The sequence below is a fragment of the Kitasatospora sp. NPDC058492 genome, from assembly GCF_042720685.1.
Lineage (GTDB): Bacteria > Actinomycetota > Actinomycetes > Streptomycetales > Streptomycetaceae > Kitasatospora.
This window is the reverse complement of the sequence record NZ_JBHXMU010000015.1, coordinates 67645-89069: the sequence shown is the minus strand read 5'-3', so window position 1 is coordinate 89069 and position 21425 is coordinate 67645. Positions and strand designations below refer to the sequence as shown.

The following is a 21425-nucleotide window of genomic DNA, read 5'->3' as shown; positions in this document are numbered from 1 at the left end:
TGGCGGGATGGCCAAGTGCTCCAACATGGGCACCAAGGTGGAGAGCGAGGGGCCGAACTGCCAGAAGATCGTTGAACAGAACAACCGCGACTACTACGACACTGCTCGCGAGGTGGGGTTTGGGCCGACGCCCGCATATTCACAGAGGTTCGCTAAGTCGGGTCCCAGCAATGGCGGTGGTAACGCTATCATCATGGCGAGGTTATTCATCCATATGAAGAGTGTCGCCTTTGGGAGTTTGCTGGGGGATAATCGATCTTGGTCGAATTCGCCAGCCGATAGCGCGCGCATGACCGTTTTCTGGGATACCGATACCGGTGGCGCAACGTTTACCGTGATGCCGTCAACTGTGGCGGGGCATCACGATACGGTAATTGGCGGTACGTCGCGCCATCCGACTACGAGGAATGTCTGGGTGCCGCCGCAGATAGTTCCAGCGAAAGAGAGGGAGATCCTGGTCTGCTTGCAGTTCCGTTTTCGTCATCCCTCTTCCCGCCTTCGGGCCGTACCTACCGGAATGGCGGGTGTGTATCAGGGTGCTGATTAACAGATTTAATCGAGTCGGCCGGTGGTTCAGTCGGGCGCTGCTGAGATATCTTGCGGTGTGCGTGGCTCCCGTGTGCGTTTTTATGCTCGTTCTTTCAGCATTTGCGCCCGGAGGGAATGACGCCAATGGATTCTCTCGAGCCGACTCCCTGGATAGCCTCAAGCTGCTGGCGCTTATCTCGCTCACAATAACTGTCCCCACACTGTTCTTTCTCTTCCTGGTCTCTTTTTGGGCGGCCAGGGGGAGGAATGTTCGGGGGGTGGCTGCCGTGTTGTTTGCTCTGCCCCCACTGCTCTATCTCCTTGCGGGTGCTTGGCCCTTCCTGCTGATGAGCGCACTCGGTGTGATCTACGCAATGGTAGTGATGCCCGCGCCTTCGCCTAGATCCTGATTTTGCGACGTGGACGCTGGTCAAGAGTCGTTCGCCCGACAGTAGTCCGTCGGCTGTGGATAGCCAGTAGGTCTGTGCCATGAGCGCCCCATCCGGTTGCCGGATGGGGCGCTCAGCTGTTGAGGGGTTAGCTCGTGGAGCTGTTGCGTGGAGGATAATAAGTGGACGGGGAAGGCTTTCGTTGCAGGGCAGGGTGGCCGGGATCCAGAATGAACTGATGGATTGTCAGTTCTGGCTGGGCGGTGCTACCGTATGCGGTCCTTGTCCTGTGAGGTCGGGGGCTTTGATGGTTGTCCTTGGAATGCTGATACCGGTTGTCCTGGGATTAGCCTTGGTCGCAAATTTTCGTGGAATCCGCGACTTCTTCGTGGAGGGCGCTGAGAAGAAGTCGATCCCGGTGATCGCGTTGATTGTCGGCTGGTTCTTCATTGTGGTTCCTGGGGTGGCTGTCCTCGGCATGGCCGTCAAGGCGATCCTGCGCTGACCTGTTCGGACTGTCGCAGGTGGTGGCGCGTGACTTCTGAGGCGGTGGGGCGGTCTTCGGGACGGCCTCGCCGCCAGATCCTTTGATGGAGGGTGCGTGAAGGGGCAGCGAATTGTCCTGTGGAGTGTGGTCGGCGGGTTGCTGGGTGTCCTCGGGTTGGGTTGGGCCGTGTGGGTGACGGTCCGACCTTCCGGGCCTGATGTGCCGGATCCGGTCGGACGGTGGGCCGGAGGAGCGGCGGCTGTCGAGCTTCTTCCGGATGGGCGGGTCGGATCGGCACAAGTGCCGGCCCGCGTGTGCAGCGCTGCCTTGGTGGACCGGGAACAGCCGACGGAGATTGAGGGGCGCTGGAAGAAGTCGGTTCTCGATGACGTGGGGCCGGGGGTCTACGTGGACGCGACCCGGAAGGACGGGAGCGGTAGTTGTCGGTTCTGGCTGACGGCCGAGGAGAACGGGAAGGACCTGTGGGTGCTGGTCGATCAGGGGTTCGTCATGAAGAAGGACTGAGATGTCGCGGGGGATTCGATTCCTGGCGGTATGGAACGGGGTGGGAGTGATCGGGATGCAGAGGCCGAGCCGGGTGCGTGGACGTGGGAGGCTGCCTGTTCTGGCTGTCTGTGTGGCATCGGCTCTGCCGCTGGCGGTTTCGTGCACGGTGGCGAAGGATCCTGTCCCGGCTGTTATTGGGTCCTGGAAGGCGCCCGTTGCTTCGATTCAGTTCCTGGAGGGCGGCAAGCTCGGCGAGGTGAGCCTGCTCCCCGCCATGTGTCGTGGAAAGAAGTCCTCGACCGTGGTGAAGTTCACCGGCACCTGGAAGTACGGGACGCTTTCCGACGCCGGACCTGGTGCGGTCGCCCAATTGGTCTCCGTCGACGGCGATCTGAGGTGCGAGCGGTTCTTTCAGTACGTCAAGCGCCAAGGTGAGGAGCGGTTGGGACTGACCGGTGTGGACGACGGTGGCGTGCCGTTCGCCGCGTTCCTTCGGCAGTAGGTCCGTTTCGAGAGCCGCCCCATCCGATGTATCGGATGGGGCGGCTCTCGCGATGGAGCATGGGCGACGCGGGGTCCGGGGGCGTCAGGGGGGTGTCAGGAGTGGGGCGGTGATCGTTGGGATGTCGTCAAGAGTGGTCGAGGTCCGGGGTGGGGTCGGGTGAGGTGGGTGGGTGCCGAGTCCTCCGTTGCCTGATGTGCCTGGTCCCACTGGTGGTTACCGCAATGCGCCTACCGGGGTGCCGCCGTACGGCGGGCCGGCGGTGCCGCAGCTGCCGGCTCTGGACGGGACGCTGGTGGTCGACTTCGCGTTGGTGGGCAAGGCCGGGGCGGATGCGGGGCGGGCGGCCGACGGCATGGCTGCCGCCTGGACGGCGCTGAGTTCCGCGGCCCTGTCCGGCGCGGCGCCCTGGGGGGATGATCCGGCGCTCGGGCAGGGCTTCGACCAGGTCTTCGCCCAGCCGCGGGACGATCTGCTGAAGGCGGTGCAGGCGCTGCCGGACACCTTGCGCAAGCTGGCCGATGCCCTCGGTGCCACTCGTAGCACGTTCGAGAAGGCCGACGAGCACGCCACGGAACTCGCCTGGACGTTCCCGGTGCCCGGTAGCGGCGGCGCGTGATGGCGGTCGACGCCCCCAACGCCTCGCTGCCGGACGGGTTGCAGAACCTGCTGATGATCCTGGTGGGGAACAAGTGGCCCACGGGGAACGAGAGTGCGCTGCGGGCCGAGGCGGATGCCTGGACCGAGGCGGCGAAGTCGATCCGTGCCTGTGTCCTGGACCTGGCGGACGCCAAGTCCCAGCTCGACCAGGGTCTGAGCGGTGCCACCAGGGACGCGTTCGACGCCTATCTGGCCAGGCTCGCCGTCGCCGACGACGCCGCGCTGCTGCTCATCGCCCAGTGCTGCGACGCCGCCGCCGACGCGCTGCACAACCTGGCGAACCAGATCGAGACCCTGCGCATCGAGATCATCGGTGCGCTGGTGGTCCTGGCCGTTCAACTGGCCATCGACGCCGCGTTGTTCCTTTTCGGCGGGGCCGAGGCGGCGCCCGTGGAGATCGCCTTCACCAGGGCCCTGGTGTGGGCCTTCCTGCGCAAGGCGCTGATCAGTGCGGTGACCCGGGTCGCCGAGTCGGTGCTGGCCCAGGTGGGCTTCGACCTGCTGGCCCAGGTGATCGAGCTGGGCCAGGGCCACCGCACGTCGATCGACGGCGGCGAGCTGGGCACGGCCGCCATCAACGGGGCGGTGGGCGGCGCGGTCGGTGTCGGTGCCGGGTGGCTCGGCAAGGGGCTGGGCAAGGGCTTGGGCAAGGGGCTCGGGAAGGGCTTCACCTCGCTGACCGGCAAGGAGGCCGGCGCGTTCGCCAAGGGCGCGGCCGGGCTGGTCTGGAACACCGGCTACGGGGCGCTGACCGGGATGGCCGAAGGCGCGGCGCAGGATGCGGTGTTCGGGTTGTCGGGCGACTACGTCTCCGGCGCGGCCAACGGCGCGTTCGCCGGGGCGTGGGGGTGGCGGCACGGGGTGATGAACCCCGGGAACAAGTTCTCCATCTCGCCGGGCGACCACATCGAGGGCTGGCTGAACGGCCGGCTGGAGGGCCCGCGCCCACCGCGCGGCGGTACGACGGGGGACGGCACGCCAGGGGGCGGCCCGTCGGAGATCGAGCTCGTCCCGGTCGGGGACCTGCCCCATGAGCTGCCGCCGCTGCCGCCGCAGGACACGGACCTCTCGGGCCTGTTCCACGAGATGGGCCACTTCCCGGCCCCCGTCGGCGACTTCAGGCCGACGCACGGCGGCACCTCGGTTCCACACCGCCCGCAGCCGAGGACCGTCTCCGACATCGTCCTGGAGGAGCTCAGCCCGGGCGTGCGCCAGCCCTCCTGATGGAGCATCAGGAGGGCTGGCGTCGGCGCGGGGACGGGGGTGTTACCGGCTGCCTGCCGGGGCGAGGGGGGCCAGGGGGCCGGGGTAGAGGTATTCCTTCGCCGGGATCGTGGTGCCGTGGGCCCAGGCGTCGAAGAAGCCCTTGAGGTCCTTGCCGGAGACCTTGGCGGCGAGGGCCTCGAACTGGGGGAAGGAGGCGTTGCCGTAGGCGTGGTCGGAGGTCCAGCGCTTGAGGGTGGCGAAGAACGTGTCGTCTCCGACGGTGCGCCGCAGGGCGTGCATCATCAGGGAGCCCTTGAAGTAGAGGGCCGGGGCGAGTTCCTTGCCCTGCCCGGGGTCGTAGAGCTTGGTGGACCAGTACTCCGGCTTGTTCCGGTTCTCCTCGACGCCGGGGGCGTAGAAGCCGGTGTCGAGGTTGCTGCCCTGGTGTTCGTCCCACAGCTGGTTGGCGTACTGGGCGACGCATTCGGCGATGCAGCCGTCGCGCCAGTCGGTGAACGAGACGCTGTCGCCGAACCACTGGTGGGTGATCTCGTGGACCGCCGCGGAGTCCCAGAAGTAGTTGGTGTAGGTGGGCCGGCTCTGGGTCTCCAGGTCCGGTGCGCCGGTGCCCGTCTCCTTGGTCCAGCTGCGGACGATGGCGCCCGCGGAGGAGAACGGGTACGGGCCGAACTTGGAGGCCAGGAAGGCGATGATCTCGGGCTGCTGGGCCTCGGTCGCCTTGGCCATGTCGTCGATCGGCACGTCCGGGCCGTAGGCGGTGATGACCGGCGTCCCGTCGGGCAGCGCCGAGCGGTGGACGGTGAACTTGTCGATGGCGACGGTGCTGAGGTAGGTCGCCATCGGCTTGTCCTCGCGCCAGCGGAAGGTCGTCGAGCCGTCCTTGCTGGTGGTCTGGCCGGGCCGGCCGTTGCCGATGGCGGTCCAGCCGTCGGGGACGGTCGCGGCGAGCGAGAAGGTGGCCTTGTCGGACGGGTGGTCGTTGGACGGGAACCAGGAGGTCGCCGAGTGCGGCTCGCCCATCGCGTTGACGCCGCCGGACACCAGCTGGTGCCAGCCCTCGGGGTCGGGCTTGCCTGCGTACACCACCCGCACCGCGAAGGTGGCGCCGCCGGTCACCCGGCGGGCGGGCACGATGTCCAGCTTGTGCGTGCCGGAGCGGGAGAACGACTTGGCCGGGGTGCCGTTCACGGTGACCGAGGTGACCTGGAAGCCCTTGAGGTCCAGGGAGAGGCGGTCCAGCGACTGCAGGGCCCGGGCGGTGACGGTCGTGTCGCCGTTCAACTGGTCGGGGTGCGCCGGGTCGTAGGCGATCCGGACGTCGTAGTTCGCCACGTCGTAGCCGGTGTTGCCGTCCTCGGGGAAGTACGGGTCCCCGATGCCGGCCGCTCCCGCGGGGGCGGCGGTCAGGGCGACGCCGAGGGCGGTGGCGGCGGCCACCAGGGTGACGGCCTTGCGGCGGTGGCGACTCAGCGGTGTGCGCATCTGTGGCTCCTGGGGGCGGGCGGTCAGGACCGGGGGGCGGCGGGGACGGTGGCCGGGGCGGTGGTGGCAGGAGCGGTGGGGGCGGCGGGCTTGGCGGGGGCGGGCTTGGTGGTGGCGAACTGCCAGACCACGCCGATCATGGCGTTGGTGCTGGTCGCCTGCGTCGCGGGGTCGACGTTGGCGAGGTTGTCGCACGCGCTGTGGATGCAGTCCGAGACGCCGCTGCTGAAGCCGGACGACGGGATGCCCGCGTCCCCGAACGGCTGGCTGTCGGAGCTGTCCAGCGGGATGTCGAAGGTGGCCAGGCCGCGGTCGGTGAACCACTTCTCGAAGGCCTGGAAGGCCGCGGTCTCGTTGTTCTTCGCGTCCTTCACCAGCAGGTACTGCTGGAGGTTCTTGCTGCCCGCCTGGTCGAGGTTGAGGTACAGGTCGATGGCCTTGCGGTCACCGGCGGACAGGTTCTTGACGTAGTCCGCCGAACCGACCATCCCCAGCTCCTCCGCCCCCCACCAGGCGAAGCGCAGGTGCCGCTCGGGCTTCAGCTTGGCCTTGGCCACCTGGAGGGCGGTGGTCAGGACGGCCGCCGAGCCGGAGCCGTTGTCGTTGATCCCCGGGCCCATCGTGACGCTGTCCAGGTGGGCGCCGGTGAGCAGCACGTGGTCGGGGTCGCCGCCCTGCCAGTCGGCGATCAGGTTGTAGCCGTCCTTGCCGTCGTGGGAGAAGCGGCGCAGCTGCGTCTGGAAGCCGGCCCGGTCCAGCGCGTGCTTCATGTAGGCCACCGACTCCGCGTACCCCTTGGTGCCGTGCGCGCGGTTGCCGCCGTTGCGGTCCGCGATCCGCTGCAGGGCCTGGAGGTGCGGCATCACCTCGGCCGCCTCGACGGTGGGCGCGGCGGGGGCGGGCCTGCGCTCGGCGGCCGTCGCCGCGACGGCGGGGACGGTGGACAGCAGCAGGGCGGCCCCGAGGACGTGGGCGGCGAGGGACACCAGACGGCGGGAGGGCATCACGCGGGAGCCTTTCGGAGGCGGGGCCGGGGGGCTTCCCCCGGCGGACTCGACCCACCCTGGTCCGTCGATGTCAGGAACTTGTCGAGAGGCTGTCGGGAACCGGTAGGGGTGCTTCCGGAGGGCGACTTACGATCATCCTCATGTGCGCACATGTCGTGGTCGCCGAGGACGATCCCAAGCAGGCCGACCTGGCCCGCCTGTACCTGGAGCGGGAAGGGCACCGCGTGGTCGTCGTCCACGACGGCCGGGCCGCGCTGGAACAGGCCCGGCGCGGCCCGGCGGACCTCCTGGTCCTCGACGTGATGATGCCCGTCATGGACGGGCTCGACGTCTGCCGAGCCCTGCGCGCCGAATCCGCCCTGCCGGTACTGATGCTGACGGCCCGCACCGCCGAGGAGGACCTGCTGCTCGGCCTCGACCTCGGCGCCGACGACTACCTCACCAAGCCGTACAGCCCGCGCGAGCTCGTCGCCCGGGTCCGGGCCCTGCTGCGCCGCGGGTCCCGGCCGCTGACCCCGGGCGCTCCCGCGCCGCCGGCCGCGCCGCCCACCATGGCACCGCTCCCGCCGCCCGCCGCCGCGCCGCCGGCCGTGCTGACCGCCGGGGCCCTCACCATCGACCCCCTGCGCCACGAGGTCACCGCCGATGGACGGCCCGTCAGCTGCACGCCCGGCGAGTTCCGGCTGTTGCAGGTGTTGGCCGCCCAGCCCGGTCGGGTCTTCACCCGGGCCCAGCTGCTGGAGCACCTGCACGGCATCGACCGGTACATCACCACCCGGACCGTCGACACCCACGTGATGAACCTGCGCCGCAAGATCGAGCCCCAACCGCGGCGCCCCACCCGCCTGCTGACGGTCTACGGCATCGGCTACAAGCTCGCGGAGGGGCCGCGCGGTGCGTCGTGACGCCCCGCCGCGCCGCAGCCTGCTGATCCGGCTGCTCGCCCTCTCCGCCCTGGTCTCGCTCTGTTCGATCGCCGCGACGGCCTGGCTGACCGCCCGCACCACGACGGGCGCGATCAGGCAGGAGCAGCGCCAGGTCCTCGCGGACCAGGCCCGGATCTACCACGAACTGCTCGGCTACGCCGCGACCCACCCCGACTGGACGGGCGCGGAGAGCACCGTGCGGCGGCTCGCCGCCGACACCGGGCAGCGCATCCTGCTGACCACTCCGCGCTTCGAGCCGGTCGTCGACTCCGCGGCCGCCGCACCCGGGCCGCCGGCCGCCACCGCACTCGGGTCACCGGCCGCCACCGCACTCGGGTCACCGGGCGCCACACCGTCGGCCGCCACGCCGTCGGCGCCGCCCCCGGGCGCCGCCGACCGGACGGTGCTGCCCCGGACGCCCACCACCACCGTCGACCCGCTCTCCGTCGACCTCGCCATGCTGCCCGACGCCCCGGCCGACCGGATCGACGCCCGCGCCGTGGGCCCGTTCCGGCTGACGACCGCCGAGCGCGCGGCCATGGAGGAGGCCGCGCGGAACCGGGCCGGCTGCCTGCGGTCGGAACTGGGCGTCGAGGCGACCGTCACCGACGACGCCGCCGGCCGCCCCGTGGTGAGCGTCCCCGGTGGCCGGCCGCTCGGCGTGCGCTGCGCGCCCCCGCTGGTGCTGGACGCCCCGACCCGCACCGAGAGCGCCGCCCTCGCCGACCTCACCGCGCTCGTCAACGCCTGCCTGGAGCGCCAGCAGATCCGGCCCGTGACGCTGTCCCTGGGGCTGCAGTGGGCCCCGGCCCGCGACCGGGAGCAGGAGCAGGTGATCTCCGCCTGCCTCGCCAACTCCCGCCGGCAGCAGCTCGTCCGGTACGTGGCGCCGCCCGTGCTGCTGTTCGTCGGCGCGCCCGCCGGCGCGGCGGACCAGGCCCCCGCGCTGTCGGCCCCGCACCGCGGGCGGGTCGCCGAGGTCGCCGCGCTGGTGCTGGTGGTCACCGTGGCGATCACCACGATCGTCGGCCTGCGGCTCTCCCGGCCGCTGAACGCGCTCACCCGCGCCGCCCGGCGGATGGCCGACGGGGACCTCTCCGCCCGGGTGTCCGCGACCGGCCGCGACGAGATCGCCGGACTCGCCGCCGCCTTCAACGCCATGGCGCAGCGCCGCGAGCAGCTGGAGGAACTGCGCCGGGCGATGGTCGGGGACATCGCGCACGAGCTGCGCACCCCGCTCAGCAACATCCGCGGCTGGCTGGAGGCCGTCGAGGACGGCGTCGTCACCGCCGACGGCGCCCTGACGAGTTCGCTGCTGGAGGAGGCCCTGCAACTCCAGCACCTGATCGACGACCTGCGGGACCTCGCCGACGCCGACGCCGGCGAACTGGCCCTGCACCGCGAGCCCGTGGACGTCGAGGACCTGCTGGCCCAGGTCGCCACCGCGCACGGCGCCCGGGCACAGGCGTCGGGCGTGGCCCTGGTCGTCGACACCGCCTCGACGACCACGGCCGGGTACGAGGTGTCCGCCGACCCGGTGCGCCTGCGGCAGTTGGTGGGCAACCTGGTCGCCAACGCCGTCCGGCACACCCCGGCGGGCGGCACGGTCACCCTGCGGACCCGCCCGGAGGCCGACGCCCTGCTGATCGAGGTCGCCGACACCGGCGGCGGCATCGCCGAGGCGGACCTGCCGTTGGTGTTCGAACGCTTCTGGCGGGCCGACAAGTCCCGCAACCGGCAGAGCGGCGGCAGCGGTCTGGGCCTCGCCATCGTCCGCAAGCTCGCCGAGCTCCACGGCGGCGGCGTCCACGCGGCCAGCAGCCCCGGCGCGGGGTCGGTGTTCACCGTGCGCCTGCCGGCTCCGGCGGCCGCCGGGTACGGGGGCTGAGCGGGCCGATAGCTAAATCATCGACATATGTTTGCCATTGATCTATGCTCACGGTCATGGCTAACCGTCAACTACAGGAGCCGACCCGGCTCGTGCTCACCGCGCTCGCCGATGCCCCGCGGCACGGCTACGCGATCGTCCAGGAAGTCCTGGCCATCTCCGACGGCCGGACCAAGCTGCTCACCGGCACGCTCTACACCGCGCTGGACCGGCTCCTCCAGCAGGGGCTGATCCGGATCGACCACGAGGAGGTCGTCGGTGGCCGGATGCGGCGCACCTTCGCCCTCACCGAGGACGGCCGGGACGTCCTGGGCGCGGAGACGGCGCGGCTGCGGGCCGGAGTCGTCGAGGCCGAGCGCAGGCTCGCGCTCGGGCGGGGTCCGCGCCTCGGGGCGCTCCGGCTGAGCGGCGGTGCGGCATGACCGCGCAGCAGGCCGGGGCGCTGCCCGGCAGGCTCCCGCTGATCGGCATCTACCCCGCCGCCTACCGGGCCTCGCACGGCGAGGAGATCGCCGCCGTCTTCGCCGAGTCCGTCGAGGGCGCCGACCGGCGCACCGTGCTGCGCGAGTGGGTCACCCTGGCCGCGCACGCCGCCAGGCTGCGGACCCGGCTCAGCTCCGGAGACCCCGCGGGCCGGGCGCTCGCCGGCGCCGCGCCGTACCTGCTGGCCGGCGGGGCGGCGCTGGCCTTCGTCCAGCTGCTGATGGGCCTCTTCATCAGGGAGCCGCACTCCGAACTGATGGGCCTGCACACCACGGCCGCGTCCGCGGTGGGCGTGGTGCAGACCGTCCCCTGGCTCCTCGCGCTGCTCGGCGCCGGCCTCGGGCACTGGGGCGCCGCCCGCGTCCTGGTGCTGGTCGGCGTCCTCGCCCGGATCGGCGCCGCGGTCGGCTATTTCGTCCACCCGGCCGGGGTGCTCTTCCTGTCCCTCTACCAGCTGCCCCTTTGGCTCCTGCTCGGGGTGCCGCTGCTCATCGCCCCGCCCGACGGCGTCGACCAGCGCGTCCGCGCCCGGGTCGGGACGGTCGTCGCGGCGGGTGCCATCGTGCTGCCGATGAGCGCGCTCGTCCTCGCCTGGCCCTGGCGCGAGTTGGAGGACTACTCCGAGGTCATCTTCCCGCGCAGCACCCAGATGCTGCTCGACGCGTCGTCGGCCTGGCCCGCCGTGGTGATGGCGATCGCCTTCTTCGTCCACTTCGCCGCCCGCCGGCCCGACCGGCCGCGCGCCGTCGGAGTGGCGCTGGCCGCCCTCCCCTGGGCGGTCATGCTCCCCGCGCCCTACTACTGGGCGCTGCCGCGCGACCTCGCCGACCTCGGGCGCAACCTCGCGGTCGTGGTCGGCCTGCTGGCCGTCGCCGCCACCCTCGCCGCGTTCAGCCGCACCCTGGCGGCCTCCCGGAACCCGGAGCCGGTCGAGCCGGCCTGACCGCGCAGGCGGTGCCCCGAACCGACCGCCGGTGTCGGGCCGGCCGGTCCGAGGATCCCCGAGTCCCTTCTTCCGGAAGGGGCTCGGGGATCTTTCGGCGTCGGTCCTCGGCGGTCGGGCGGTCCGTCCTCGGCGATCGGCGATCGGTACGCGGTGATCGGTGCGCGGTGGCCGGTCCTCAGCGGTCGGCGGAGAAGCCGTTGATGACGCTCAGGGCGCTCAGGGTGCTCAGGGCGCCGAAGCCGCCGTCCGCGCAGACCGGTTGGAGCCGGACGTCGCCGACGATCTGGAAGAGCCTCTCGGCCGGGTCGGCGGCCGTGGGGTCGCAGGCGGGCCGGCCGACGTGGTGGTGGATGGCGGCCACGCCGTCGCCGGTGACGGCGGGGGAGGCGGTGGTGCAGAAGGTCACCACGCCGATCTTCGCGGGGTTCGGCCCGTCGGGGTCGTGCGGCTCCCACGTGCCGGAGGTGGTGGAGTCGGCGACGTTGCCGCCGCACTGCCCCGCGGCGGCGGGTGCGGCGGGCGGCGGTCCGGGATGCGCCGGCGCGGTGCGCGGGAGGGCGCACGGGGCGCGGGAGCCGCGACTGGGGAAGCGCTGTGCACCGCTTGACCGGGGGGCGCCGGGGAGGGCGAGGGGCGCCGGGGAAGGGGCGCCGGGGGCGCCCTGGGAGAGGGGCGCCGGGGAAGGCGGGGCGGATCAGGTGGTCGAGCCTCTTCGGAGGTGCTGGAGGCAGTCGGCGATCTCGGCGGGGGTGGAGGGGCCGAGGGCGTCGGCGAGGCGGCCGTGGTGGAGGAAGACGACGCTGTCCGCGCACGCGGCGGCTTCCGGGTCGGTGGTGACGAGGACCGCCGTGAGGTCGAGGGCGCGGACCGCGCGGCGGAGTGAGGCGCCGATGGCGCGGGCGAGTTCGGGCGAGTCGTCGTGGCCGGGGGTGTCGACCAACAGCAGGCGCGGTGAGCCGGCCAGCAGCCGGGCCAGCATGGCGTTGTGCTGCTGGACCCGGCCCAGCCTCCGGAGCGGCCGCCGCCAGAGCCACAGTCGGGTGACCCGGCTGATCTGCCAGGCCTGGCGGCGGCCGAGTGCGGAAACACCCGGGTCGACGAATTCACGAACCGTCACATTCGGGTGGACTGGCTCGTGTTGGCCCCAGAGCGCACCGACGGAACCCCGTCCACCGTCGGCCCAGTGGACCGTTCCGGTGGACGGGGTGGTGACGCCGGCCATGCACTCCAGGAGTGCTGTGGTGCTGGCGCGTTCGTCTCCCATGACGGCACAGAAGCGGCCTTTTCGTACGCCGAGTGAGAACTCGCGCAGGACCGCTGTGGGACCGTTCGTGCCCGGGTGGATTTTCGACACGTTTTCCAGCGTGACGGCACAGTCTGGGGCGGCTTCCCGCTCAGCTGGTCCACCTCCCATCATGAATCCGCTCCCAGGCTTCCGTAAATGATGCGTGCGGCGACAAGGCATCGTGCGTGCATGCCCAGAACCTACTCGCTCGTAATGGGTTTAGGCCATGCTGCCCGCATCCGTATGTATGGTGCACTTTCCTAGACCATCCGTGTCGGATCCAGATCGCTCCTCGGGGCGTGTTGCGGGTTCGTTACTTCGGGAATCGTCGGTATAGGGCGAATTGTCAGACGAGTGGATCCCCACGAAGAAGCGCCCCGCCCAGGGGGGTCAGGGTGTGGTGCACTTTGTTGAGCGAGCGCAGGGTGGTGATAAGGCCGGCCGCCCGCAGGACGGCGGTGTGCTGGCTCGCGGCGGCGGTGGAGATGCCCACCAGCTCGCCGACCTCGGTGGTGGTGCAGGTGGTCGTCAGCACCTGGAGGACGGCCGCCCGGGTGCGCCCCAGCAGGGCGCCCAGGGCCTGGTCGCCGTCGGGCGCCGGGTCCCACAGGTTCTCCCGGTCGCGCGGGACGGGGATCGGGTAGAGCAGCAGCAGGGGCCGGTCGCCCTGCTGTTCGACCAGGATCGGCGACCGGGAGAACAGGAACAGCGACGGCGCTATCTCCAGGCCGGTCGACTCCAGTTTGATGTCGTGCCCCGTCCCGGGGACCTCCAGCACCGGGGGGCGCCAGCGGATCGCCGGGTGCAGGGTGCTGAGCAACTGGTCGACGCCGCCGCTCATCATGATCTGGGCCCGGGCGTTCCGGTCGACTTCGAGCAGGGTCGACACCTGGTTCCAGTACGGCTCCACGGCGATCCGGTGGAATGTCTCCAGATCGCGCAGGACCCGCGGTCGGAATTCGTTCCCGGATCCGGCCGTGGAGGAGTTTTCGAGAATTCGGTAGAGATCCGGGAAAGGGCGGACGGTGCGGGCGAGTTCGGCCAGCGCCCGGCCGTCCCGTTCACCCGCGACCCGGCGTCGCCAGGAATGGAAGACGGGGCCTCCGCCGCCCGTCGCGAAGGTTTCGAGGGCGCACAGCGCCTCTCTCATCGGATCCAGATGGGCGGCCGACGATACTTTGGCCAGGCTCGCCGGACTGAAGAATATGCGTCGCATTGCTGTTTTCCCCCTTGAAGTTCCGATGCTGTCGCGATCGGAGGTCATCGGTCTCAGGCCGGCATCGCTGCCGCTTCGATCACGCCCTCGGTCGCACAGTTCGGTCCGTCGGGGAGAATGGGGTAGAAGAGCGTCGGTCCGTCGGCAATGGTGTGGTCGTCCACCAGGACCGGGGAATCGGGTGCCAGGAAGTAGGACGGCGCAATGGTCAGCCCGACCTCCTCCAGTTGCACGTCCTCGTTCTGTCCGGGTATCTCCAGCGAGCAGGTGGAGAGCCGGACGGTCGGGTGAAGAGTGCTCAGCAGGCTGCGGGCGCCGCAGTCCTGGAGGATTTCCAGCCGCTTCTTCCGGTCGCTCTGAACGGTGAGGGAGATCACGTCCCAGTGCGGGGCGACCATGATGCGGTAGAAGGACTCCAGGTCCCGGAGCAGGCGCAGGTCGGCGCCGTTCCCGGAGTGCCGGGCGCGCCGGACCATGGTGTCCATGTCGGGGAACGGGCGGATGGTCCGGGCGAGTTCGACGAGCCGCTGGGTGGAGCCGAGCCGGTGGGTGGGACCCAGCCGGCGGGCCGGTCCGACGGGACGGGTTTTATGCCATCGGAGCCGGCGTTTCGCCTGGCGGTGCCGGGAAGAGAGCAGATCCAAGGCGAAGAGTGATTCGCTGACCCAGTCCGGGGTCGGCATGATACGCGTTCTCAACAGGCTTGCCGACGTGAAGTGCAGACGTGGCACGAGTCCCCCATGAATGCCGTTGATGTAGGCGGGTCGGGAGCCGGGATCCACGGTGAGGTGGATGGTCGATCGTGCGTGACCGCAAGTTCGACATGGCCATGCCCGTTCCCGTACCGACTACGCTACGTGGCGCTTTAGGGGGGTGACAGTCGAGTCTTCGCCAGTTCGAAGGTGCAGTTCTCTGCACCTGATCCGGATAGCGGACTCGACTCGGTTCGGCCGCCCCCTGACGGGTCGTGTGACCCGTGGGGCGGGTGGGGTGAGAGGGGTCTGTGGGGCCGGAGTCGCGCCGGACGTGGGTCCGCGCTCTCGGCCTACCTGCCAAGAGCGCGGAAGTTCCTCAGGCGCGGATTCGATCTGCTCGTCAGATCGTGATAAGCACGTTGATCAGAACACCAACGGCGACCACCGCGAGGACGACCCAGGGCCACATCGGGCGTTCCTTAGTGGGCTTCCAGCCGCTCGAATCGGGCATGACTGCTCCTGGCTTGTATTGGTACGGGGAGATTTACGGCCGGGCCCCCCGGAAGACGGGGGACCCAACGAGGGGCCCGGCCAAGGGAATCGGTGGGGGGAACTGTTAGTGCCCTGTTCACCGATTCCGGTCTGTGGTCACCGTGCGCTCGCTGGGAGCCTCAACGGTGACGCTGGTTCGGAAGCCCAGTCATCACGGGTAGTCGTGGTGGTCGAGGCAGGTCTGGCGCAGTTCCTTGATGCGGTCGTTCTGCTCACCGATGTATCCGACCACGGTGCGCACCGCACCCTTCTCGCGGATGTCGGCGTTGCGCATCTTGTCGGCGGTCGACTGGATCGCATTGCGGAGCTTGTCGTCCCCGGCCTGCTTGGCCAGCCCGTCGAGCTCGTCGGCCCGTGCCCGCATCTTCTTGCGGGCCTCCTCCACGTTGTCCGGGAACGGATCGGTGAAGGTCTTGCCGAAGATCTTCGCGCACAGCTCGATCCGGTCGGCGGCCTTGGTACTGACCTGGCAGGCGGACGTTCCGGCGCCGACCAGGAGGACGGCGGCCAGGGTCAGCACGACCGTCCTGCTCCGCCGGTGTCCGGGTTCGGCCCCGTGGCTCCTGCGCATCGGGTGCATGCTTCCTCCCTGGGTCCCGTGGGATCCGATGATCTTCTGCCCGTCGTCCCGGCGTTGGTTCCGCCTTCGATGACTCCATCCTGAACCCGGGCGCCGCCGATTTCATGGGGGCTTACTTCCGATCCGAGGTGCAGTTCTCTGCACCTTTCTTCGTGCACGTGATCGCCTGTGCTGGGCGTTTTCGCACCGGCTTAAAGACGTGGTGGGCGGCGGGTGGCGCCATGGAGGCTGAGGTCCGTACGGCCGGGACGGCATGCGGTGGCCGGGGTTCCGCCCCGAGGCCGTAGTGCACGGACAGCGCAGGGGAGAGAGGGACGACGATGGGCCCAGCACGGACACTCGCGGAGAAGCTGTGGGAGCGCCACGTCGTGGCGTCCCGGCCCGGCGGACCGGACCTCCTCTACATCGACCTCCACCTCACCCACGAGGCCACCTCCCCGCAGGCCTTCGACGGGCTGCGGCTGGCCGGCCGCAGCGTCCGGCGGCCGGGGCTGACCCTGGCGCTGGAGGACCACAACGTCGCCACCACGGCGACCGCGGTGCTCGACCCGGTCAGCCTGGTCCAACTGGACACGCTGCGCCGCAACTGCGCCGAACAGGGCGTCGAGCTCTACTCGGTCGGCCACCGGCGGCAAGGGATCGTGCACGTCGTCGGGCCCGAACTCGGCCTGGTGCAGCCCGGCATGACGATCGTCTGCGGGGACAGCCACACCGCCACGCACGGCGCGTTCGGCGCGCTCGCCTTCGGCATCGGCACCAGCGACGTGGAGCACGTCCTGGCCACCCAGTGCCTGGAGATCGGCCGGCCGCGCACCCTGGCCGTCGAGTTCACCGGCCAACTCCCCCCGGAGGTCGGGGCGAAGGAGATGATCCTCGCGCTGATCGCCCGGATCGGGGCCAACGGGGCGCAGGGCCACCTCATCGAGTACCGGGGCGACGCGGTGCGCGGGCTCTCCATGGAGGCCCGGATGACGCTCTGCAACATGAGCATCGAGGCCGGCGCCCGGGCCGGGATCGTCGCACCCGACGAGACCACCCTGGAGTACCTGCGCGGCCGTCCGCACGCCCCCGCCGGGGCGGACTGGGACGCCGCCGTCGCCGACTGGTCGACCCTGGCCACCGACCCCGGCGCCGTGTTCGACCGGACGGTCGTGCTCGACGTGGGCGGGCTCACCCCGCTCGTCACCTGGGGCACCAACCCCGCCCAGACCGTGCCGCTCGCCGCCGCCGTGCCCGACCCGCAGACCTTCGCCGACCCGCTCGAACGCGCCTCCGCGCAGAAGGCGTTGGCCTACATGGGCCTGCGGCCCGGAACCTCGATGCGGGACCTCGCGATCGACGTCGTCTTCGTCGGCTCCTGCACCAACGGCCGGATCGAGGACCTCCGCTCCGCGGCCGGGGTGCTGCGCGGGCGCACCGTCGCCGCCGGCACCCGGATGCTGGTCGTCCCCGGCTCGATGCAGGTGCGGGCCGAGGCCGAGGCGGAGGGGCTGCACGAGGTCTTCGCGGCCGCCGGCGCCGAGTGGCGGCTACCCGGCTGCTCGATGTGCCTGGGGATGAACACCGACCGTCTTGAGGGTGTCGAGCGCTGCGCCTCCACCTCGAACCGTAACTTCGAAGGCCGCCAAGGGGCGCGGGCCCGCACCCACCTGGTGTCGCCCGCGGTCGCCGCCGCGACGGCGGTGGCCGGGCGGCTCGCGGCCCCGGCCGACCTGGCCTGACAGCGCCGGCCCGGCCGGAGAGAGGACAGCTGAGTATGGAACCCTTCGTCGAACACCACGGTCGCGCGGTCGCCCTGCGCCGCGACGACGTCGACACCGACCAGATCCTGCCCGCGGAGTTCTGCAAGCGGGTCACCAAGAGCGGCTACGAGGACGCGCTGTTCGCCCGCTGGCGCGCCGAGGACGGCTTCGTCCTGGAGCAGCCGCGCCACGCGGGCGCGACGGTCCTGCTGGCCGGCCGGGACTTCGGCATCGGCAGCTCCCGCGAGCACGCCGTCTGGGCGCTGCGCGACTGGGGGTTCCGCGCCGTCGTCGCCACCGGCTTCGGCGACATCTTCCGCCGCAACGCCCTCAACAACGGGCTCGTCCCGGTCGACCTGCCGACGCCCGTGGTCGAGGAGCTGATGGACCTCGCGGAGTCCGCCGAGGGCCTGCGGCTCACCGTGGACCTGCGGGCCGGCCTGCTGCGCCGGCCGGGCGGCGAGCACCCGTTCACGGTCGACGCGCGGGCCCGGGCCCGGCTGCTCGAAGGGCAGGACGTGATCGCGGAGACCCTGCTCAGGACCGGGGACATCGAGGCGTACGAGGCGGGCCGCCCGTCCTGGCTGCCCGAGATCCCGCGCGGCGCCTTCGACCTGGCCGAACAGCGGCTCCAGGGCGAAGCGCCGCTCCAGACCGAACAGCGGCTGCGGACCGACGCCGCGGGAGTGAGCCGATGAGCGCCACCACGCACCATGACACCCCGGCCCGCCGCGCCCTGGGCGCCGAGCGGGTCGCCGGACTGCCCGGCGGGGGGCTGGCCGCGCTGCTGCTGGAGGGGCTGCCGCCGGACACCGTCGACCTCGCCGTCGGCACCCCGGCCTACCCCGACACGCCGCCCGGGCTGGTCGAGGCGGCGGTGGCCGCGCTGCGGGCCGGCGTCCACCAGTACCAGGACCCGGCCGGGCTGGCGCTGCTGCGCGAGCGGATCGCCGCGGCCCTGCCCGGCGCCCCGGACCCGGGCTCCGAGATCACCGTCACCGTCGGCGGCAGCGAGGGGCTGGCCGTCGCCCTGCTCTCGTTCGTCGACCCCGGCGACGAGGTGATCGTGTTCGAGCCCTTCTACGAGAACTTCCTCAGCGCCATCGCCCTCACCGGCGCCCGCCCGCGCCCGGTCCGGCTGCGGGAGCCCGACTGGAGCGTCGACCCGGACGAGCTGGCCGCGGCCTTCGGACCGCGCACCCGCGCCGTCATCGTGAACAGCCCGGCCAACCCGACCGGCGTCGTCCTGGAGCGCGGCACCCTCGACCTGCTCGCCGAACTGTGCCGGCGCTGGGGCACCGTGGTGATCTCGGACGAGGTGTACGCCGGGTACGTCTACGAGTCGGCCGGCTACCGCTCGGTCGCCGAGATCGAGGGCCTGGCCGACCGGTCCGTGGTGGTCGGCAGCCTCTCCAAGAGCCATGCGATCAGCGGCTGGCGGCTCGGCTTCCTGCGCGCGGCGCCGGAGCTCACCGCCCTGCTGCGCAAGGTGCACGTGGCCACCACCGGCGGCGCGGCGGCCGCGCTCCAGCACGCCGCCGCCAACGCGGACCTGCTGCTGCCGGAGCGCTGGGACCACGCGGCGGGGATGCGCGAGCGGCGCGACCGGACGGTGGCCCTGCTGCGGGACGCCGGCTTCGACTTCACGCCCCCGGCCGGCGGCTGCTACGTGCTGGCCCGGATCGACGGGCTGACCGACGAGCCCAGTCCGCGCTTCGTCCGCACGCTGCTCGCCGAGACCGGTGTGCTGGTGGCGCCGGGCACCTCGTTCTTCGTCGATCCGGCCGATGGCGAGCGCTACGTCCGGATCGCCTTCAACCGTCCACTCCAGACCCTCGACACCGCTGCCGAGCGGCTTCGCGCCCGCAGCCCGCAGAAGGGAGTCACTCCGTGACAACCGCCATCAGCATCTCGACCGAAGCGCGGCACGACGGACTGGTCCTCGGGATCACCGCCGAGACCGCGGGGAACCGGCTGGTCGACCTCGGCAAGGAGCAGGGGGAGTTCATCCGCCGGCGGATCACCGAGCACGGCGCGGTCGTGCTCAGCGGCTTCGACTGGCAGGAGTGGCCGGAGCTGGACACCTTCGTCAACGCCGTCGTCGGCCGGCCGCTCGACTACACCGAGCGCTCCTCGCCGCGCACCGAGCTGCACCCCGGGGTGTTCACGGCCACCGACCACCCGGCGACCGAGGAGATCTTCCTCCACACCGAGCAGTCGTACAACCTGAACGTCCCGCGCTACCTGTTCTTCTTCTGCCGCCAGGAGTCGCCGGACGGCGGCGCCAGCCTGCTGGCCGACTGCCGCGCCCTGCACGCCGGGCTGCCCCGGGAGACCGCCGAGCGGTTCGAGCGCGAGGGCTACCTGCTCGTCCGCAACTTCCGCCCCGGCCTGGGCCTTTCCTGGCAGGAGGCGTTCGGCACCAGCGACCCGGACGAGGTCAAGGCCTACTGCGACGCCAACAGCATCGAGCTGGAGTGGCTGGAGCGCAACCACCTGAGGACGCGTCAGCTCCGCTGGGCCGTCGCCACCCACCCGGAGACCGGTGTCCGCTCCTGGTTCAACCACCTGACCTTCTTCCACGCCCGCACCCTGCGCGAGGACGTCGCCGACTTCCTGCTGGAGGAGTACGGCCCGTGGGGGATGCCCACCAACACCTTCTACGCGGACGGCAGCGAGATCCCGGACGAGGTCGTCCGGCAGCTCCAGGCCGCGTACCGGGCGCAGCAGATCGACGTCAACGTGCACACCGGTGAGGTCCTGATCGTGGACAACATCAGCGTGGCGCACGGGCGGGCCCCCTTCGTGCCGCCGCGTGACCTGTTCGTCAGCATGGCCGGGGCGCACGCGTGGTCCGAACTCCGCCCGGTGGAGCGGACGTCGGCGCCCGCGGTGGCGCTGCCGACCCCGCCGCAGTGACCTCGGGCAGTACGACGGCCGATGCCGCCGTGGCCGCGGAGCCGGGCCCTCCGCCGCTGTCCCGCAACCGCGAGTACAACGTGCTGTGGACCGCGAACATGGTCTCCCAGCTGGGGGCGCAGGGCACGCTGATCGCGTACCCGCTGCTGGTGCTCGGGCTCGGCGGCTCCGCCTTCGAGGCCTCGCTGGCCGAGTTCGCGATCGCCGGGTCGCGGGCGCTCGCGGCGCTGCCCTCGGGGGCGCTGGCCGACCGGGTCAGCCGCAAGACGCTGATGCTGGTCTCGGAGTTCGGGCGGGCCGCGGCGCTGGGCGTGCTCGCGCTGCTGGTGGCGATCGGGCACGCGCCGCTGGCGGCCATCGTGGTGGTGGCGGTGGTCGAAGGGGTGTGCACCTCGCTGTTCGGCACCGCCGACCAGGCGCTGCTGCCGAGCGTCGTGCCGTCCTCGCAACTCGCCGACGCCGTGACCCGCAACACCGCCCGCTACTACCTCGCGACCATCGTGGGCCCGGGGATCGGCGGATTCCTGTACGGCGTCCAGCGGTTGCTGCCGTTCGTCGCCCAGGCGGTGACCTCGGCGATCGCCTTCGTCACGCTGCTGTTCCTGCGGCTGCCGGCGCCGCCGCCCGCACCGGCGTCGTCGCCCGAGGGCGAGGGCGAGGGTGCGGACCGGCCCGAGGGGACGTTGCAGGCGATGGCGTCGGGGCTGCGCTGGCTGCGCGGCAACCCGGCGGTGCGGGCCACCGTGCTGTTCGGCACCGCCTTCAACCTGGTGTTCAGCGGCCTGCTGATCGCCGTGGTGGTGATGGCCCAGCAGGACGGGCGGTCCGGTGCCGAGATCGGCGCCATCGGCGCCCTGGTCGGCGCGGGCGGCGTGTCGGGTGCGCTGGCGGCCGGGCGGCTGCGCCGCTCGCTCTCGCCGTTCACGGCGCTCATGGTGCTGACCTGGGCCACCGCCGTGCTGGTGCCGCTGCTCGCGGTGGTGCCGACCGGCTGGCCGTCCGGGCTGGTGCTGGGCGCGGCCGCGTTCCTCGCCCCCACCGCCACCGCCCTGGTGGCGGGTCATCAGATGATGGTCACCCCCGATGAGATGCGCGGCCGGCTGGCCGGCCTGATCGGGGTCTCGATGGGCGCCGGCGCGGCGCTCGGCCCGCTGCTGTGCGGGCTGCTGCTGGAGACGGTGCACGCCGTGCCCACCGTCCTGAGCTGTGCGGCGGCGTTCCTGCTGATCGCACTCGGCGTGGCCGTCACCCCCGCGGTCCGCGCCTTCCCCGCCCTGCCCGACAACCGGGAGCACCCGTCCGGGAGTTGAGGAGGGGGACGCGGGGAGGGGGGGGGGCCCCCCCGGCCCGCCCCCCCCCCCCCACCCCCGACACCGGCGCCACACGGCCCCGCGCGGGGTCGAG

Annotated in this window: 22 protein-coding genes; 15 read left to right on the top strand and 7 right to left on the bottom strand. The window is 71.4% G+C overall.

What is annotated here, in order from left to right:
• Positions 1-25: 25 nt before the first annotated feature.
• From ACFWPI_RS12775 to ACFWPI_RS12750, 6 genes are all read left to right on the top strand, one after another.
• Positions 26-547 carry a hypothetical protein gene (locus ACFWPI_RS12775; protein ID WP_380374137.1) on the top strand — a complete coding sequence of 174 codons (522 nt, stop codon included), beginning with the start codon at positions 26-28 and terminating at the stop codon, positions 545-547.
• 677 nt (positions 548-1224) lie between these two features.
• Positions 1225-1422 (top strand): hypothetical protein, encoded by a 198-nt coding sequence (locus ACFWPI_RS12770; RefSeq protein ID WP_363375533.1) that lies wholly within the window; start codon positions 1225-1227, stop codon positions 1420-1422.
• A gap of 96 nt (positions 1423-1518) precedes the next feature.
• Positions 1519-1929: a hypothetical protein gene (locus tag ACFWPI_RS12765; RefSeq protein ID WP_380374135.1), complete on the top strand. Its 411-nt coding sequence runs from the start codon at positions 1519-1521 to the stop codon at positions 1927-1929.
• A gap of 112 nt (positions 1930-2041) precedes the next feature.
• Positions 2042-2413: a hypothetical protein gene (locus tag ACFWPI_RS12760; protein ID WP_380374133.1), complete on the top strand. Its 372-nt coding sequence runs from the start codon at positions 2042-2044 to the stop codon at positions 2411-2413.
• A 262-nt stretch (positions 2414-2675) separates the two neighbouring features.
• On the top strand, positions 2676-3032 hold the full coding sequence (locus tag ACFWPI_RS12755) for a type VII secretion target (RefSeq protein ID WP_159398533.1): 357 nt from the start codon (positions 2676-2678) through the stop codon (positions 3030-3032).
• Complete coding sequence (locus tag ACFWPI_RS12750; RefSeq protein ID WP_380374130.1) at positions 3029-4297, top strand: hypothetical protein; 1269 nt, start codon at positions 3029-3031, stop codon at positions 4295-4297. The genes ACFWPI_RS12755 and ACFWPI_RS12750 overlap by 4 nt, the downstream gene beginning before the upstream one ends.
• 42 nt (positions 4298-4339) lie before the next feature.
• Here ACFWPI_RS12750 and ACFWPI_RS12745 read toward each other — a convergent pair whose 3' ends face one another.
• Positions 4340-5782 (bottom strand): M1 family metallopeptidase, encoded by a 1443-nt coding sequence (locus tag ACFWPI_RS12745; protein WP_380374127.1) that lies wholly within the window; start codon positions 5780-5782, stop codon positions 4340-4342.
• 23 nt (positions 5783-5805) lie between these two features.
• Complete coding sequence (locus tag ACFWPI_RS12740) at positions 5806-6786, bottom strand: M20/M25/M40 family metallo-hydrolase (RefSeq protein ID WP_380374125.1); 981 nt, start codon at positions 6784-6786, stop codon at positions 5806-5808.
• A 143-nt stretch (positions 6787-6929) separates the two neighbouring features.
• On the opposite strand from ACFWPI_RS12740, the gene ACFWPI_RS12735 reads away from it, so the two are divergent.
• From ACFWPI_RS12735 to ACFWPI_RS12720, 4 genes are read left to right on the top strand one after another with little or no spacing between them, the layout of a single operon-like run.
• Entirely contained in the window at positions 6930-7694 is a 765-nt protein-coding gene (locus ACFWPI_RS12735) for a response regulator transcription factor (protein ID WP_380374122.1), read from the top strand.
• Entirely contained in the window at positions 7684-9603 is a 1920-nt protein-coding gene (locus ACFWPI_RS12730) for a sensor histidine kinase (RefSeq protein ID WP_380374120.1), read from the top strand. The genes ACFWPI_RS12735 and ACFWPI_RS12730 overlap by 11 nt, the downstream gene beginning before the upstream one ends.
• Positions 9604-9659: 56 nt before the next feature.
• Positions 9660-10025 carry a PadR family transcriptional regulator gene (locus ACFWPI_RS12725; protein WP_063351477.1) on the top strand — a complete coding sequence of 122 codons (366 nt, stop codon included), beginning with the start codon at positions 9660-9662 and terminating at the stop codon, positions 10023-10025.
• Positions 10022-11029, top strand: coding sequence for a hypothetical protein (locus ACFWPI_RS12720; RefSeq protein WP_063349697.1), 1008 nt, complete (start codon positions 10022-10024; stop codon positions 11027-11029). The genes ACFWPI_RS12725 and ACFWPI_RS12720 overlap by 4 nt, the downstream gene beginning before the upstream one ends.
• A 178-nt stretch (positions 11030-11207) precedes the next feature.
• Here the strand turns inward: ACFWPI_RS12720 and ACFWPI_RS12715 are convergent, their stop codons facing one another.
• From ACFWPI_RS12715 to ACFWPI_RS12695, 5 genes are all read right to left on the bottom strand, one after another.
• On the bottom strand, positions 11208-11438 hold the full coding sequence (locus tag ACFWPI_RS12715) for a hypothetical protein (protein ID WP_380374117.1): 231 nt from the start codon (positions 11436-11438) through the stop codon (positions 11208-11210).
• Positions 11439-11726: 288 nt separating this feature from the next.
• Positions 11727-12446: an ATP-binding cassette domain-containing protein gene (locus tag ACFWPI_RS12710; RefSeq protein ID WP_363375544.1), complete on the bottom strand. Its 720-nt coding sequence runs from the start codon at positions 12444-12446 to the stop codon at positions 11727-11729.
• Between the two features lie 217 nt (positions 12447-12663).
• On the bottom strand, positions 12664-13467 hold the full coding sequence (locus ACFWPI_RS12705; protein ID WP_159398536.1) for a helix-turn-helix transcriptional regulator: 804 nt from the start codon (positions 13465-13467) through the stop codon (positions 12664-12666).
• A gap of 119 nt (positions 13468-13586) precedes the next feature.
• Positions 13587-14216, bottom strand: a complete 630-nt coding sequence (locus ACFWPI_RS12700; RefSeq protein ID WP_063349701.1) for a hypothetical protein — start codon at positions 14214-14216, stop codon at positions 13587-13589.
• A 715-nt stretch (positions 14217-14931) separates the two neighbouring features.
• Complete coding sequence (locus ACFWPI_RS12695; protein ID WP_159398537.1) at positions 14932-15351, bottom strand: hypothetical protein; 420 nt, start codon at positions 15349-15351, stop codon at positions 14932-14934.
• Positions 15352-15680: 329 nt separating this feature from the next.
• Between ACFWPI_RS12695 and leuC the strand changes: the two genes are divergently transcribed.
• Genes leuC through ACFWPI_RS12670 form a run of 5 tightly spaced genes read left to right on the top strand, consistent with a single transcriptional unit; the run spans position 15681 to position 21331 of the window.
• Positions 15681-17081 carry a 3-isopropylmalate dehydratase large subunit gene (leuC, locus tag ACFWPI_RS12690; protein ID WP_380338220.1) on the top strand — a complete coding sequence of 467 codons (1401 nt, stop codon included), beginning with the start codon at positions 15681-15683 and terminating at the stop codon, positions 17079-17081.
• A 35-nt stretch (positions 17082-17116) separates the two neighbouring features.
• The gene (leuD, locus tag ACFWPI_RS12685; protein WP_363375500.1) at positions 17117-17800 is read left to right on the top strand and encodes a 3-isopropylmalate dehydratase small subunit; all 684 of its coding nucleotides are present in this window, start codon (positions 17117-17119) and stop codon (positions 17798-17800) included.
• Positions 17797-18996 (top strand): pyridoxal phosphate-dependent aminotransferase, encoded by a 1200-nt coding sequence (locus ACFWPI_RS12680; RefSeq protein ID WP_380373313.1) that lies wholly within the window; start codon positions 17797-17799, stop codon positions 18994-18996. The genes leuD and ACFWPI_RS12680 overlap by 4 nt, the downstream gene beginning before the upstream one ends.
• Positions 18993-20021, top strand: a complete 1029-nt coding sequence (locus ACFWPI_RS12675) for a TauD/TfdA family dioxygenase (protein ID WP_063349705.1) — start codon at positions 18993-18995, stop codon at positions 20019-20021. The genes ACFWPI_RS12680 and ACFWPI_RS12675 overlap by 4 nt, the downstream gene beginning before the upstream one ends.
• A complete protein-coding gene (locus ACFWPI_RS12670) occupies positions 20018-21331 on the top strand; it encodes an MFS transporter (RefSeq protein ID WP_380373317.1) in 1314 nt (437 codons plus the stop codon). Before ACFWPI_RS12675 ends, ACFWPI_RS12670 begins: the two co-directional genes overlap by 4 nt.
• Positions 21332-21425 lie beyond the last annotated feature (94 nt).

Bases quoted from the DNA above. Each gene is read 5' to 3' on its own strand.
- ACFWPI_RS12735 (WP_380374122.1), top strand. From the start codon at position 6,930: ATGTGCGCACATGTCGTGGTCGCCGAGGACGATCCCAAGCAGGCCGAC.
- ACFWPI_RS12680 (WP_380373313.1), top strand. From the start codon at position 17,797: ATGAGCGCCACCACGCACCATGACACCCCGGCCCGCCGCGCCCTGGGC.
- ACFWPI_RS12695 (WP_159398537.1), bottom strand. From the start codon at position 15,351: ATGCGCAGGAGCCACGGGGCCGAACCCGGACACCGGCGGAGCAGGACG.
- ACFWPI_RS12725 (WP_063351477.1), top strand. From the start codon at position 9,660: ATGGCTAACCGTCAACTACAGGAGCCGACCCGGCTCGTGCTCACCGCG.
- leuC (WP_380338220.1), top strand. From the start codon at position 15,681: ATGGGCCCAGCACGGACACTCGCGGAGAAGCTGTGGGAGCGCCACGTC.
- ACFWPI_RS12740 (WP_380374125.1), bottom strand. From the start codon at position 6,786: ATGCCCTCCCGCCGTCTGGTGTCCCTCGCCGCCCACGTCCTCGGGGCC.
- ACFWPI_RS12775 (WP_380374137.1), top strand. From the start codon at position 26: ATGGGCACCAAGGTGGAGAGCGAGGGGCCGAACTGCCAGAAGATCGTT.
- ACFWPI_RS12700 (WP_063349701.1), bottom strand. From the start codon at position 14,216: ATGCCGACCCCGGACTGGGTCAGCGAATCACTCTTCGCCTTGGATCTG.
- ACFWPI_RS12705 (WP_159398536.1), bottom strand. From the start codon at position 13,467: ATGAGAGAGGCGCTGTGCGCCCTCGAAACCTTCGCGACGGGCGGCGGA.
- ACFWPI_RS12745 (WP_380374127.1), bottom strand. From the start codon at position 5,782: ATGCGCACACCGCTGAGTCGCCACCGCCGCAAGGCCGTCACCCTGGTG.
- ACFWPI_RS12770 (WP_363375533.1), top strand. From the start codon at position 1,225: ATGGTTGTCCTTGGAATGCTGATACCGGTTGTCCTGGGATTAGCCTTG.
- ACFWPI_RS12710 (WP_363375544.1), bottom strand. From the start codon at position 12,446: ATGGGAGGTGGACCAGCTGAGCGGGAAGCCGCCCCAGACTGTGCCGTC.
- leuD (WP_363375500.1), top strand. From the start codon at position 17,117: ATGGAACCCTTCGTCGAACACCACGGTCGCGCGGTCGCCCTGCGCCGC.
- ACFWPI_RS12720 (WP_063349697.1), top strand. From the start codon at position 10,022: ATGACCGCGCAGCAGGCCGGGGCGCTGCCCGGCAGGCTCCCGCTGATC.